Source organism: Actinoplanes sp. NPDC021490, from assembly GCF_055562135.1.
The window spans coordinates 484,558-498,687 of sequence record NZ_JBVHFW010000005.1; the positions used below are offsets into that span (position 1 = coordinate 484,558).

8 protein-coding genes are annotated in these 14,130 nt (G+C 70.3%); 3 read left to right on the top strand and 5 right to left on the bottom strand.

Features of this window, described 5'->3' with window-relative positions:
• Window positions 1-7 precede the first annotated feature (7 nt).
• On the bottom strand, window positions 8-1,432 hold the full coding sequence (locus tag ACZ3I4_RS17205; protein WP_465382887.1) for a trypsin-like serine peptidase: 1,425 nt from the start codon (window positions 1,430-1,432) through the stop codon (window positions 8-10).
• 177 nt (window positions 1,433-1,609) lie between these two features.
• On the opposite strand from ACZ3I4_RS17205, the gene ACZ3I4_RS17210 reads away from it, so the two are divergent.
• The gene (locus ACZ3I4_RS17210) at window positions 1,610-2,824 is read left to right on the top strand and encodes a DUF4032 domain-containing protein (protein WP_465382888.1); all 1,215 of its coding nucleotides are present in this window, start codon (window positions 1,610-1,612) and stop codon (window positions 2,822-2,824) included.
• Here the strand turns inward: ACZ3I4_RS17210 and ACZ3I4_RS17215 are convergent.
• Window positions 2,807-4,591 (bottom strand): potassium channel family protein, encoded by a 1,785-nt coding sequence (locus ACZ3I4_RS17215; RefSeq protein ID WP_465382889.1) that lies wholly within the window; start codon window positions 4,589-4,591, stop codon window positions 2,807-2,809. The genes ACZ3I4_RS17210 and ACZ3I4_RS17215 overlap by 18 nt on opposite strands.
• A 96-nt stretch (window positions 4,592-4,687) precedes the next feature.
• Here ACZ3I4_RS17215 and ACZ3I4_RS17220 point away from each other — a divergent pair, with 96 nt between their 5' ends.
• Window positions 4,688-5,845 (top strand): hypothetical protein, encoded by a 1,158-nt coding sequence (locus ACZ3I4_RS17220; protein ID WP_465382890.1) that lies wholly within the window; start codon window positions 4,688-4,690, stop codon window positions 5,843-5,845.
• Window positions 5,846-6,055: 210 nt separating this feature from the next.
• Here the strand turns inward: ACZ3I4_RS17220 and ACZ3I4_RS17225 are convergent, their stop codons facing one another.
• Together ACZ3I4_RS17225 and ACZ3I4_RS17230 are read right to left on the bottom strand one after the other, a co-directional pair.
• Window positions 6,056-9,337 (bottom strand): S8 family serine peptidase, encoded by a 3,282-nt coding sequence (locus ACZ3I4_RS17225; protein WP_465382891.1) that lies wholly within the window; start codon window positions 9,335-9,337, stop codon window positions 6,056-6,058.
• A 271-nt stretch (window positions 9,338-9,608) separates the two neighbouring features.
• A complete protein-coding gene (locus tag ACZ3I4_RS17230) occupies window positions 9,609-10,037 on the bottom strand; it encodes a GNAT family N-acetyltransferase (protein WP_465382892.1) in 429 nt (142 codons plus the stop codon).
• Window positions 10,038-10,083: 46 nt separating this feature from the next.
• Here ACZ3I4_RS17230 and ACZ3I4_RS17235 point away from each other — a divergent pair, with 46 nt between their 5' ends.
• Window positions 10,084-12,876: an Hsp70 family protein gene (locus tag ACZ3I4_RS17235; protein ID WP_465382893.1), complete on the top strand. Its 2,793-nt coding sequence runs from the start codon at window positions 10,084-10,086 to the stop codon at window positions 12,874-12,876.
• A gap of 49 nt (window positions 12,877-12,925) precedes the next feature.
• Here ACZ3I4_RS17235 and ACZ3I4_RS17240 read toward each other — a convergent pair whose 3' ends face one another.
• A complete protein-coding gene (locus ACZ3I4_RS17240) occupies window positions 12,926-14,011 on the bottom strand; it encodes an ABC transporter ATP-binding protein (RefSeq protein ID WP_465382894.1) in 1,086 nt (361 codons plus the stop codon).
• Window positions 14,012-14,130: the final 119 nt, after the last annotated feature.

A 14,130-nucleotide genomic window follows, 5' to 3' on the forward strand; every position in this document is an offset into this window, starting at 1 on the left:
CTCGAAGTTAGAGGTAGCGGGCCAGCTTGGTCGCGAGCAGGTCGGCCCGTACGCCCGAATTGGGGCAGCCGCCGAAGTGATGCAGCGCCACCACCTTGTTCGTCGCGCGCGACAGCACCGGCGAACCGGACGAACCACCCTCGGTGTCGCAGTAGTACGCCACGTCCGACCCGGAGGCGTAACCGTCGTAGCCCGGGTTGACGACCGAGCAGTTCCCGGCCTTCTCCCCCAGCGATCCGGCGATCTTGGCCGGCTGGCCCGCCGGGTGCTGCGGCACGTACAGCTCCTGGCCCTTGGCCGGCCGCTTGGTGTCGAGCGTCAGGTAGCCGTACTTCTGGATCGAGGCGAACCGGTCCACCGAGAACAGGGTGAAGTCGTATGTGCGGTCGGTGGCGATCACCTGCGAGCCCCACACCTTGGTCGGCTGGGAGACGTCGTAGCTGCCGCACTTGGCGCACTGGTAGTTGAACCAGACCTCGGTGTCGTAGGCCTGCGACGTGCTGGTGAAGCAGTGGTTGTTGGTGAGCATGCGGTTCTGCTGACCGACCCGCCAGCCGGTGCACAGCTCGGTTCCGTTGATCAGCAGCCGGGCGATCGCCTTGGTTTTGGTGAACGCCACCGGGTCGGACGAGCGGTAGCAGACCGCGTCGGCCGAGGTGTCACTGCCGCAGACCGATTCCTCCCGGCCCGTACGCCCGGGGGCGAACAGCTGCTTCTCGGGCTGACGAGCCTGTTCCGTACGGGTGAAACCGCGGGCGACCCGGTCGACATCCACACCGAGGCCGCCGGTCGGGCCGGCCGGTCCGGCGCCGGGGGCGCGGTGCACTTCGAGGACGGCGGTGTCGCCGGTGACCGACATGGCCCAGCGGTCGCTGCCGGTCGAGTCCTGCGGGGCTTCGTACCGGTAGCTCTCGGTGCGGTCCGCGTTGGTGACCGTGACGTAGTCGCCGGGCATCAGCGCCATCCGCGAGAAGTGCAGCTTCACGTACGAGGCGCCGGGATAGCGGAACGTCTCCTTCTTGGGCCGGCCGCCGAGATAGCCGAGCGCCTTGCGCACGTTGAGCTGCTCGCCGACCCGCTGACGGCCGTTCGCCGGCCCGGACGGGGTGCCCCGCTCGAGGATGGGGTCGGCCGAGCCGGACTCGATCGGGCGCTCCCGCGTTCCGGCCCGCGGGACCGTCGCCACCTCGGTCTTCTCCACCGCCGGCCCGTCCTCGGTCAGGGGCTCGGGCGCGACGACGCTGATCCGCCCCGCCTCGCCCGGGATCGCCGCCGGTCCGTCCTCGGCCACGGTCGGCCCATGCCCGAGTTCCTGCTGGCCCGAGACCGGCGTACGGGCCGCGGCGGGAGCGTCGTGCCAGGTGCCGACCGGCTTGCCGTCGTCGCCGGCGGCACGCCAGGCGGTCGCACCTGCCGCGCCCGCCAGAAGCACGGCCGCACATGCCGCGATCGCTATGCCTGCCTTACGTCGACCGGTCTTCAACGGCACTGTGATTAACCCGCCATTCGTGTCACATCAGGGACATATGTACTAATCCGGCGTTCTCGCACCTGTGTAACGAGCCACCTGCGGCAGCGACGCGCGCGGAGGAACGTGCACACTGGTTCGGTGCGCATCACTTCCGCCCTCGTCGACCCGGCGCTGCTGGATCTGCCGTGGGGCATTCCGCTCGAGGAGTGGCCGGCCGACCATCTGGTCGCCCTGCCCCAGGGCATCTCGCGCCACATCGTGCGGTTCGTGAAACTCAACGACGTGGTCTACGCGCTCAAGGAGACCCGGGAGCGGATCGCCGAAAAGGAGTACGACCTCCTGCGCGCGCTGGAGCGCATCGACTTCCCCGCCGTCGAGGCGGTCGCGATCGTCACCGACCGGGAAACGCCCGAGGGCGAGCCGCTGGAGACCGTGCTGATCACGCGTCACCTGCAGTTCTCGCTGCCCTATCGCGCGCTGTTCTCGCACACGCTGCGGCCGGACACGCTGAACCGCCTGCTCGACGCGCTCGCCGCCCTGATCGTGCGGATGCACCTCACCGGTTTCTCGTGGGGCGACTGCTCCCTGTCCAACACGCTGTTCCGGCGGGACGCGGGCGCGTTCGCGGCCTACCTGGTCGACGCCGAGACCGGCAACCTCTATCCGAAGCTCTCCGAGGGTCAGCGCCTGGAGGACATCGAGATCCTGCGGCTGAACATCTTCGGCGAGCTGCTCGACCTGGAGGCGGCCGAGCTGCTGCACGAGTCGATCGACCCGGAATCCGTGGTCGACGACATCGTGGCGCGCTACGAACGGCTGTGGCACGAGGTGACGTACGAGCAGGAAGTGGCCCGTGACGCCCGGCACGACATCGAGGGGCGCATCCGGCGGCTCAACGAGCTCGGCTTCGACGTGGCCGAGGTGGCGATGTCCACCGTGGACGGCGGCTACCGCATCCGCCCCAAGGTCGTCGACGCCGGCTACCACACGCGCCGGCTGCTGCGCCTGACCGGCCTCGACGCCGAGGAGAACCAGGCCCGCCAGCTGCTCAACGACCTGGACACGTACCGGGCGGAAAGTCTGCTGACCGACGAGCAGCAGGCCGCACACCGCTGGCTGACCGAGGTGTTCGAACCGGTTGTGCGGGCCGTCCCGGCGGCGATGCGCAACAAGCTCGAGCCGCAGGAGATCTTCACACAGATCATCCAGCACAAGTGGCTGCTGTCCGAGCGGGCCGGTCGCGACGTCGGCATGGCCCCGGCCGTGCAGTCCTACCTCACCGACGTGCTGGCCAAGAAACCCGACGAGCAGGCCGTGCTGGGCATCGAGGTGGAGTCACTCACCGGCAGCTGAGTCGCTCAGCTGCCGGGACGCCGCCTCGCCGAGCAGCGCGCGCAGACCGGCCCGGCGGGCCACCACGACGATCTCGTCGTCCGCGGCGAGCACCCGCCGGCCGTCCGGCAGCCAATCGACCCACTCCGAACCGGCCGCGGTCATGCCGATCACCCGGGTGCTCTCGGGCCGCTCGGCCCGGTCGACCGGGGCGCCGTCCAGGGCCGAGCCCGGCATCACCCGGACGGCGGCCACCAGCAGCGCGTGCCGCTCGACCGGCATCGTGGCCAGCACTTCGCGTTCCAGCATGGCCGCGGCGAACGCGGGAGCGCACAACCGCGAGACGCTGCGCGAAATGTTGATGTTGAACGCGGTCTGCACGCGCTGGGCGAAGTCGTCGTCGAACAGCCGCAACACGACGCGGATGTCCTCGCGGGCGGCCCGGGCGTGCAGCGCGGCCTGCAGATTGACCGCGTCGTTGGTCGAGACCACCACGAGCGACTGGCAGTGGCTGATCGACGCCGCCCGCAACGTCTCCTCCTGCGACGCGTCACCGGTGATCACCGGTACGCCCAGGGACTCGGCGACCTTGACACCCCGCGCGTTCGGATTGCGGTCGATCGCCACCACGTCGAGCCCGAGATCGATCAGCTGACGCAGCACCCGGGTGCCCACCGTGCCCAGCCCGACCAGCACGATGTGACCGGAGTGGACCTTGAGCACCTCGCCCCGGTCGAGGGCCAGCCGGGTCTTGACCACCCCGTCGACCACGGCCGCGGTGATCAGCGGCAACAGCGCGACGCCGGAGATCGTCAGCACGAGCTGGGCGGCCTGCGCGGCAGGAGAGTTGTCGGGTTCCACATCGGACGAGCCGACCACGGTCAGCAGCGTGATGTAGATCGACTTCCAGAACCCGTCGACGCCGGTGGAACGCGCGAGCAGGATGCCCGAGATCGCGGTCAGGCCCAGCGCCACCAGCACGGCGATGCCCAGCTTGCGGGTCAGCCCGACGCGCACGGCCCGGCCGATCGACAGCCACGGGCGGCGGCGCCGGCCGGCCCGGGCGAGCCGGCGGGCGGTCACCGCCTGCGCCGCCGGGCGGCCGGTGGCTTCGGCCAGCACCAGATCGGCGGGTTGCCGGCTGGACTCGCCGGGCTCGGCGGGCAGCACGGTCATGCGGCCGTTGTCGGTGAAGGTGGCCAGCGTGAGCAGAGCCGACTTCTCCGGCACGTCGCCGCGCTTGGCCACGGTCAGGGTGCGGGCGGCGTACCGAAAATGGGTCGGCGCCACCTCGCCAAGCGCGGCGGCCACGAAGGCGGGAGCGGCCATGGCGGCGTCGGAGAGCACCGCGCAGTCGGCGAAGAGCTTGCGGACCCCGTACGCCAGACCGGTTGTGAACATGCGAAGAACAAGCCGAAGATCCCCCTCGACGGCCCGCGCACACAACGCCGCATGCAGGTTGACCATGTCATCGGGCATCACCAGGGCCAGGGCGGCCGCACCCGCCAGCCCCGCCTCGCGGAAGGTGCGCTCATCGAGCCGGGCCGCGGTGATCACCCGCACGCCCCGGGCCCGCAGGCCGTCCAGATCGGGCACGGCCGGCCGCAGGTCAGGGGGCGTGATCACGGTCAGCCGGATGCGCCCCGAGTTGGCCAGTTCCTCGGCCAGCGTATAGACCAGCGCATCCGATCCGCAGACCACGAAATGCGGCCGGGCGTCACCGTTGCGCTCACGAAGGCGGGCCACAAAGGACTTCCGTGCGCCGTCCCTCGCCGAATCCGTAGCCACGTTCGCGATCGTAACCAGCCGGAACCGCTCGGCGTGGCCGTTCGTTGCCCCATCCGACACTTTGGTCCGAATTCGGCGCTTGCCAGGAGGAGAACAGTGCGCAAGTTGTGGTATGCCCTCGCGGGCGGAATCGTCCTGTTCACAGCCACTCCGGCGCAGGCCGACGTGATCCCCGGCACCAGCGCGGCGGCCGACGAACAACTCACCGGCCTGCTGGGCCGCAGCAACGGAGTCAAGGTCGGCAACCCGCTCGGCCACAGCTCGCTGAAGGACACCGCCCTCGGCCGGGCCCCGCTCGCCCAGCTCAACCCCGGCAACGCCACCGAATCGCGGCGCGCGCCGATCCCCCGCGAGTCGGCAGCCAGCGAGGACCCTGACCTCTCCTCCGACCCTTCAGCGGCCGACCCGGACCCCAACCTTTCCGCACCGGACACCAGCCCGTCCGCGGCCGACCCCGACTCCGATCTCCCCGCGGCCGACGTGGTCCCCGACAGCATCCAGGGCCTGCCCCTCTTCGGCACCGACGTGAACGGTCTGCCCTGGATGACAAACCTGATGCCGAGCGGCGAGACGGAATCCACCTCACGGGCCCGGATCCGCGAGTCCACAATGTTCGAGGGCGGCATCCCGCTGCTGGGCGGCCTGGGCGGCGGCCTGCCGACCAACGCCACACCCCGCGACCTCCCCAACGGCGACGAGCCCGACGTTTCCGGCATGCCCGCCGGTGGGGTCGCCCTGCTGCCCGCCGCCACGGGATCACCCACCGCGTCGCCCGCCGAAGCACCCACCGATTCGCCCGCCGGGTCGTCCGCCACTGGGTCGCCCACCGGGTCGCCCACCGAATCGCCCGCCGTCGGGTCGCCCGCTGCTGATTCGCCTGCCGCTGATTCGCCTGCCGCTGATTCGCCTGCCGCTGATTCGCCTGCCGCTGATTCGCCTGCCGTCGGCTCTTCTGCTGGATCGCCCACTGGCGGGTCGCCCGCCGCCGGATCGGCTACTGCCGGATCGCCCGCCGTGGGTTCGCCCGCCGCCGGATCGCCCGCCGGCACCGCACCCGCCGGTTCCGCGCCCGCTTCGGACACCGCCGGCTCTCCCGCCGCCGACCAGCCGACCCAGGTCAAGCCCGCCAAACCGGCCAAGACTGCCAAAACTGCCAAGCCCGCCAAGCAGCACAAGCAGCAGCAGTCCAAGCCCGCAGCCACCCCCGACGACCCGCGCCTGCACGAGGAGCCGGTCGAAACCGATACCCCGTAGGCCCCAGCCGAATTCGACCGGCCAGTACCACCAATTCCACCCGTTAGACCCTGTGGATAACCCGTTTCCGCAAGCCACCCCCGGCTATGGTCGGCCCCTTCCCCGGGTGGGTGGGGGTTAGGGATGGCCGTACAGCGATCTTGAGAGAAGCGACAAAAGAGGCCCGCCCGGCACAACGCCAGACGGGCCTCTCTCACTGCCAAAAACCGACTACGGAGTAACCGCCGTGATCGCGATCGGGGCACGGCCAACAACCGCGCCCTGGTCGGTAACGAGGGCTACCTCACCCGACAGCACACGGCCCGCCGGCGGCACCGACAGAGCGGTAACCGTTCCGGCGACCGTCGTCGTTGCGCCGTTGACCAGGGTGACCGGCGTGGACGGCACGGAGACCGAGCCGAGCGCCGGGCTGTAGTACACGTCGAGGTAGTCGAACTCCGTGGTGCCCGCGGGCACCGCGTAGCCGTCGACCACGGCGGTGTAGTTGCCGGCCGCCGGGTTGGTCAGCGTGACCGTCTCCTCCGAGTCGCCGTCGGCGTCCGAGCCGACCAGCACGCCGTCGCGGTAGAGCGACAGGTCGAGGTCGGCGGTGGCGTCGCTGGTGTTGCCGATGGCCACGGTCAGCCGGGTCGAGCCGGCCGGCACCGCGAACTCGTGCTCCTGGCTCGCGCCCTCCTCGATGGACGGACGCTGGCGGCTGGCGCTGCCGAGCGGGCCGCCCTGGGCCGAGACCGTCACCGGGCCGAAGTTGTTCTTCACGCTGAAGCTCACCGGGACCGGCTGGTTCACCTTCACGCTGGGCAGCGTGATCGACTCGGGGGTCAGTGTGACGCCCTGAATCTTGGCGGTCACCTTGAACGGGTTGCTCATGACCGGAGTCGTACGGCGGGCCTCGAGCTCGAGTTCCCAAATGCCGGGGATCGGGTTCTCGTACGAACGCTCGTCCGGCTTACAGGCCGCGGGGTCGGAGTAGTTCGTGTAGCAAACCGTGTTCGCCGTGTCCTCCACGGGAACGCCCCACGGGTTGATGGCGATGAAGCGGGTCTGCGAACCGGAAGCAACTCCGGACAGGTCCACCTGCAGCGCCTTCGTGCCTTCGGGAACGGTCACGTAGTACGACGTGGTCGACGAGCGGTCCACCTGGCCGGAGAACGAGGTGGCGTACCCGGGCTTCTTGGTGTTGACGCCGGTGACGACCGTGTTGAGCACCTCGAAGTCGATGACCGGGGTGGTCGGGTCGTCGACCTTGAGAAGAGCGCTCGCCACGCCGTCCTTGGCCCGCACCACGACCGGGACGCTGACCGTCTTGTTGAGCGGCAGCGCGACGACCGGGGACGAGACGAACGACGAGCGGTCGCCCAGCCACGTGAGGGTGTGCAGCACGGGGTAGCTCGGGCCGCTAGTGCGGGTCAGCTTGATCGTCTGGATCTTGACCTGGCCCGGCTTGAGACCACCGTCGGCGACGGCACACCGGTTGTAGATGCCGGTGCCCCGGCCGGGGGTGGCCAGTTGGTCGGAGAGCGGGGTGCAGACCGGCGCCGACGACGTGTACGTGCGGGTCGGCGACTTGCGGGCCAGCACCTTCCACGCGTCCGGCACGTTCATCTGGCCGTAGCCCTGCTCGTTGACCTGCTCACCCGCGATCCGGTCGGCTGAGGTGTAGAGCGCGCGCCGCAGCGACGGCGGGGACACCTTGAAGCCGTTGGCCTTGGCCGCCGAGAGCAGCAGCGCGGCGCCACCGGCGGCCTGCGGGGAGGCCATCGACGTGCCGTTCTGCATCGAGTAGCCCGGCGGCAGGGTGTAGGGCACGGTGGTCAGGCCGGCGACGTTCTCCCAGGTCGGCGAGAGCGAGACGGCCGAGCCGGGGGCCGAGATGTTCGGCTTGAAGCCGCCGTCCTCACGCGGGCCGCGCGACGAGAACGGGAACAGCTGCAGCGGCTTGCGGGTCTGCGCGCCGTAGTTCGACAGCCAGGTGTCGTCGGAGATGCTGGCCGCGACGCTGACGACCTCGGTCGCACCGGACGGCTCGCCGAGCGTGTTGACGCCGGGGCCGCTGTTGCCGGCCGAGACGAACAGCTGCACGCCGTACTTGGTGATCAGCTGGTTGTAGAGCTGAGCCTGGGCGTTGCTGCCGTCGTTCAGCGCGGGCAGGCCGCCGATCGACATGTTGACGACGTCGACACCCCGGTTGATCACCAGGTCGGCCATGCCGGTGGTGAGGGCGGCGTTGGTGCAGCCGCCACCCCACGAGCAGGCGCGCGCCGAGACGATCTTGGCGCCGGGCGCCTGGCCGTCGAACGCGGCGTTGCCGAACAGGTCGTTGCCCGCGGCGATGCCGGCCACGTGCGAGGCGTGCAGGCCCTCGGGAATGCCGATGTTGACGAAGTCGGCCGTGCCGGTGCCGCCGGCCGGCTTCAGGTCGACGTCCTCGCGGTATTCGACGACGAACGGCATGCGCTCGGCGATCGCCGTGGCCGGGTTGTCGGTGCCGAAGTGGCCGACATCGAACTTCTCCTTGTACGGCCGCATGACGGCGTCATCGGTGAAGTCGAAGTTCTGGTTGGTGTCGACGCGGATGTCGTGGCTGACCGGGTCGTAGAGGATGCCCCAGGTGTCGGTGGTGTCGCCGTCCCGGTTGACGTCACCCGCGGGCTCGGAGGCCGCGGTGATCGACTCGGCGAAACGGTTGACCCGCCAGGCGCCCGCCGGGGCCTTCCAGGTCGAGCCCGCGAACGTGAACGACGGGCCGGTCACCTCGGTGAGCATCGCGCGCCAGGTGAGGTCGTTCTCGAGCAGCGGGTCGGTGGCCGTCACCCAGTCGACGATCTTGCGCTCGCCGGTGGTGGTCTTGGCCAGTGCCGGGTGGTCGATGTCCACACCGGAGTCCATGATGCCGATCGTGACGCCGCGGCCGTCGTACTTGGGGAACTTCTTCTTGAAGTCCACCGAGCCGGTCTCGTCGGTCGGCAGGTACGGGTTCGCGGCCGGCGTCGACGGGCCCGGCGCCGCGAGCTGAGCGGGCTTGCCCGACTTGTCGGAGAACCCGGTCTCGGGCAGCTTGACGGTCTCTTCCAGGTCGACCGCCTTGACGCCCGCGAGCTCCGCGGCCGCTACCACCTTGGCGATCGGCACCGAGGCCAGCACGTAGCCGATCTCGTCGAAGTGCCGGGTCACGACGCCGCCGAGCGCCTTGATCTTCGCGGCGACGTCCGCGGACCGGCCGGAGTCGGTGGCGACGATGACCGTGACGAACTTCTTGTGGGCCGCCTCGGCCTTGGCCAGCAGCTCGGCGTCGTGGCCACCGAGGGTGTCGGCCGGTGACTCCTTGGGGGTGGCGGGGTTCTCGGCCGTATTCAGCAGCGCGGCGGGAACCGCGTCCGCGCCCGGCGCGGCCGAGGCCGGGAGCGCACCGCTCAGAGTCGCGCCGGCGGCAACGCCGATCGCAAGCACAGAGGTGAACGTTCGCCGGCCCCATGTGAATTGTTGTCTCACGTACGGGTCCTCCGGAAGGAAGGCGCCCCAGCGGGGGTTCACTGGGCGCATCCTCCGGATCATTCCGATCGATCGGCATTGAAGTCACTACGGTCGATGACGTTGTGACTAGGCCGTGACATTTGGCCGGACGCCTCTGAACGAGATCATTTCCGACGAGTTACCGCAGGTCACGGAATCTCTGGATCAGCCGCGGCCGTATCGGCGCATGCGAAGCCAAATGTCCTTTCTCGACGCCACTCTCCGTTCCGTCGGCCATTCGGTCCTCGAGTCAGACGATCGAATCGCGGGCGATCAGGTCCCAATTGAGCAGAATGAAGGGCGCTTCCTCGGAGGCGCCCGCGCGGCGGTAGGTGGCCAGGGCGGCCACGTTGTCCGGCTCGGTGCCCACCCACATGCCGTAACACCCGTTGCGCCGGGCGATCGCGGCCAGCTCGGTCACCAGCGCCGTGGCGACGCCGCGCCGGCGGGCCCCAGGGGACACGGACAGCTCGTACACGAACATCTCGGTGCCCTTGTCCGGGTGCGTCATCTCGACTCCCGAGATCATTCCGACCGGACGATCGTCGTCGTAGGCGAGCAGCAAATGGTGGCCGGGCGTCGCCAGAAACCGTTCGGTCGCCTCGGTCAGCGGGGGCGCGTCGAAGAGTTCGGCCGCCTCGTGCACGGCCGCGGCCCCGGTCACCCGATCGATTCGCATGGCGGTCACCTTAGGTTCGTCGTACCCAGGTCGTAGCATGACGGCCGTGACCGAAGGGTTCGTGCTCGGCGTCGACCTGGGAACTTCGCACACCGTGGCCATGGTGCGACGGCCCGATGGGCGCACGAGACCGCTGCTGTTCGACGGCCGCCCACTGCTGCCGTCGGCGGTCTATCGCGACCCCGGCGGCCGCCTGCACGTGGGCGCCGACGCGTTGCGGCTCGGCCATGCCGACCCCGCCCGCCTCGAACCGCACCCCAAACGTCACGTCGACGCCGACACGGTGATGCTCGGCGACGGCGACCCCGTCCCGGTGGCCGACCTGCTGGCCGCGCTGCTCGACGCGGTCGCCCGCGAGGCCGTGGCCACCGCCGGTTTCCTCCCGCCGGCCCGGGTCACCTATCCGGCGTCCTGGGGCGGTCCCCGGCGCTCGGTGCTGGTCGACGCGCTGAGCCGGGCGGGCTGGCCGGCCGGGACGGCCCTGATGCCCGAGCCGGTGGCCGCCGCGCGTTACTTCGCCGAGGTGCTGCGCCGGCCGCTGCCCGTCGGCGCCTCGCTGGCCGTCTTCGACTTCGGCGGCGGCACGCTCGACGTCGCCGTGGTGCGGCACGCCGGTCCGGGCGCCGACTTCTCGGTCACGGCCTCGGGCGGGGCCGACGATCTGGGCGGGCTCGACCTCGACGCGGCCCTGGTCGATCACCTGGGCAAGTCGCTGGCCGGGGCCGAGCCCGAGGCGTGGCGGGCGCTGACCGAGCCGGTGACGCTGGCCCAGTGGCGGGCGCGACGCCAGTTCTGGGAAGACGTCCGCGGCGCCAAGGAGATGCTCTCCCGCAGCTCGTTCGCCCCGGTTCCGGTGCCCGGCGTCGAGCACGCGGTGCATCTGACCCGCGACGAGCTCGAGGCAACAGCCGATTCCCTCGTACGCCGTGGGGTGGCCGAAGCCGGCGCGGTGATCGCCGCCGCGGGCCTCGAACCGTCCGAGCTGGCCGGTCTCTTCCTGGTCGGCGGCTCCTCGCGGGTCCCGCTGGTGGCCCGCCTGCTGCACAGCGAGCTGGGCATCGCCCCCACGGTCCTCGAACAGCCCGAGCTCCCCGTCGCCGAGGGCGCCACCCTCGACCCGGCCCGGCCCTCCGCCGCCCCCGGTGCGCCGGCGTCGCCCGGCGAGAAGACCGCCACCGTGGCCTCCACTTCGGCCGCACCGACGCCGCTCCCCTCGGCCGCCCCCGGACCGCCGCCCGCATCGAGGCCCGCTCCCCCAGCCACCGGCCCCTCCGACGATCGGCACTACGCCGAACCCGTCGACCCCTGGGCGACCGGCGAAGCCGCATCGATCGCCGCCGGCGGCCACACCCCGCCCGGCTCGCCCTCGCTGCCCGGATCACCGTCGACGTTCGGCCCGCCCAGTCACGAACCCTGGCTCGCCTCCGACACCCCGCGGCCCACCGACGACCCCGGCCCCTCACCGAGCCCGGCGCCCGCCGAAAAGCCGTCCCGCCGCCCCCGGTGGGTCGTCGCGGGCGCCGCCGCGGCCGTCCTCGTCATCGCGGCCGGAGCCACCGCCGCCTGGGCGTTCTGGCCCCGATACCCGGCCCTCGACTATCACGCGCTCGGCACGCCGGTCCACGTCACGCCGGCCGTCCCGTTCACCAGCGGGCTCCGTCAAGCCGTCATCCGCGACAAGCGCGCCTACCTGGCCGGCGCCGACTACGAGACCGGCAAGATCGGCGTCGTCGCCATCGACACCGGCTCCGGCAAGCCGGCCTGGAGCAATCCCGACGCCGGCACCGCCCCCGGCACGGTCAAAGCCTGGCAAACCGTGATCGCCCTGCCGGTCGGGGTCGCGCTGATCAGCGACGGCGACTACACGAGCGGAACCCGCGAACTCGTCCTCCTGGCCGCCGGCGACGGCCGAGAACTGTGGAACCGCACCCTCGGTGACGACGACGAAGTGTGGTTCGCGGGCGACCGGGCCGTCATCGCCGACCGCGAGAACAAACAACTCCTCGGCCTCGACGTCGCCAACGGCCGCGAAGCCTGGAAGCAGCCCGACCCCGAAGGCTCCCCCGCCAAACTGATCACCGTCACCACCCCGGCCGACCTCTCCGGCCCGGCCGGCGCCACCGGCCGCCCGTTCACGCCCGACCTCGGCGACGACCCGCGCCTCGTCCAGATCGGCGGCGACGACTCGGCCCGCGTCCTCGACGCGAACACCGGCGAAATCCTCGTCACCCGCCCCGACGTCGCCGACACCTCCGACGACGTCGTCGCCCACAACGGCCGGCTCATCGTGCGCGAATCCGACGGCGCCCACCGCCTGGTCGCGTACGGGCTCGACAAGCTCGACGGCGTCGACATCATCTACACGTCGCCGTCCCCCGACGCGCGGCTCTGGCGACTCGCCCCCTGCGGCGACGATCGGGTGTGCGCGCTCGAAGGCACCGGCCCCGGCGACGAAAACACCCAGCTGGTCGCCGTGAACATCCCCGACGGCAAGGTCGCGTGGAAAACGGCCGCCCCGCGGTCCGACGCGGTCATCCCGGTCGGCCAGGCGGTCCTCACCAGCTACTCGTCCGAGACCCGGCTCCTCGACGCCGGCGGCAAGGAAGTGTGGGCCGGCCAGCGAGCCGCCGCCCGCCTCGACGAGACCAACATCCTCGAACTCAGCAAGCCCTTCTCCGGCTACCCCGACGATCCCGCGCTCGCGGGCCGCCACCTCGGCGACGACCCCGTGCAACTGGGCCCGCTCAGCAACGTCAACACCAGCACCTGCTCGTGGAACACCACCCACCTGGCGTGCGCCACCGACAAAGACTTCGTCGTCATCGAGTTCGCCGAATAGAACCGGGCGGCCCCCCGAAGGGAACCGCCCGGAACTGCTGATCAGTCGATCAGATGCGAACGCCGGACTCCGCGTTGAACACGTGGATGGCCGACGTCTGCGGACGGATGTAGACCGTCTCGCCCATGTTCGGCATGGTGCGGCGGTCCGTACGAACCACGAAACGCTCCTGTGAGCCCTCCAGGTCGGCGTGACCGTAGACGTTCGCGTCCGAACCCAGGTCCTCGACCAGGTCGACGACGATGGCCAGGGCACCGGCCGACTCCGAGGTCACCTCGGCCGCCTCCGGGCGGAAACCGATCGTGACCTTGCCGCCACCGCTCTGCGCGGCCGCGACCTGCTCGCGGGTCAGCGGAATGTCCAGCCCGCCGAACTTGCCACCCGACTCGGTCAGCGCAACAGTCTTCAGGTTCATGGCCGGGGAGCCCATGAAGCCGGCCACGAAAACGTTGCCGGGGGTGTCGTACAGGGCGCGCGGGGTGTCCACCTGCTGCAGCACGCCGTCCAGCATGACCGCAACCCGGTGACCCATCGTCATGGCCTCGACCTGGTCGTGCGTCACGTAAACCGTGGTGACACCCAGCTTGGCCTGCAGCGAAGCGATCTGCGAACGGGTCTGAACGCGGAGCTTGGCGTCGAGGTTCGACAGCGGCTCGTCCATGAGGAACACCTGCGGCTCACGCACGATCGCGCGGCCCATGGCGACACGCTGGCGCTGGCCACCGGAAAGCGCCTTCGGCTTACGCGACAGGTACTCGTCGAGCTGCAGAAGAGCCGCGGCCTCCTTCACCCGGCGGTCGATCTCCGACTTCGAGGTCTTCCGCAGCTTCAGGGCGAACGCCATGTTCTCGTACACCGACATGTGCGGGTACAGAGCGTAGTTCTGGAAGACCATCGCGATGTCGCGGGACTTCGGCGGAAGGTTGGTGACGTCCTTGCCCTCGATCAGGATGCGCCCACGGTCCACATCCTCCAGGCCGGCGAGCATGCGCAGGCTGGTGGACTTACCACAACCGGAAGGGCCGACCAGAACAAGGAACTCACCGTCGCCGATCTCGAGATTCAACTCGTTGACCGCGGGACGCTCGGAGCCCGGGTAGATCCGGGATGCCTTGTCATACGTAACGGTAGCCATGCTGAAACAGACTTCCTTTCCACCGGCAGGAACGTGCCGGACGATCCGAGTGGAGGAATAGCCATGTAAACGTAAAGCTTTTTCAACGACATGCCAAGGTGGCCAGGAAGTTCACAGCC

Bases quoted from the DNA above. Each gene is read 5' to 3' on its own strand.
- ACZ3I4_RS17230 (WP_465382892.1), bottom strand. From the start codon at position 10,037: ATGCGAATCGATCGGGTGACCGGGGCCGCGGCCGTGCACGAGGCGGCC.
- ACZ3I4_RS17240 (WP_465382894.1), bottom strand. From the start codon at position 14,011: ATGGCTACCGTTACGTATGACAAGGCATCCCGGATCTACCCGGGCTCC.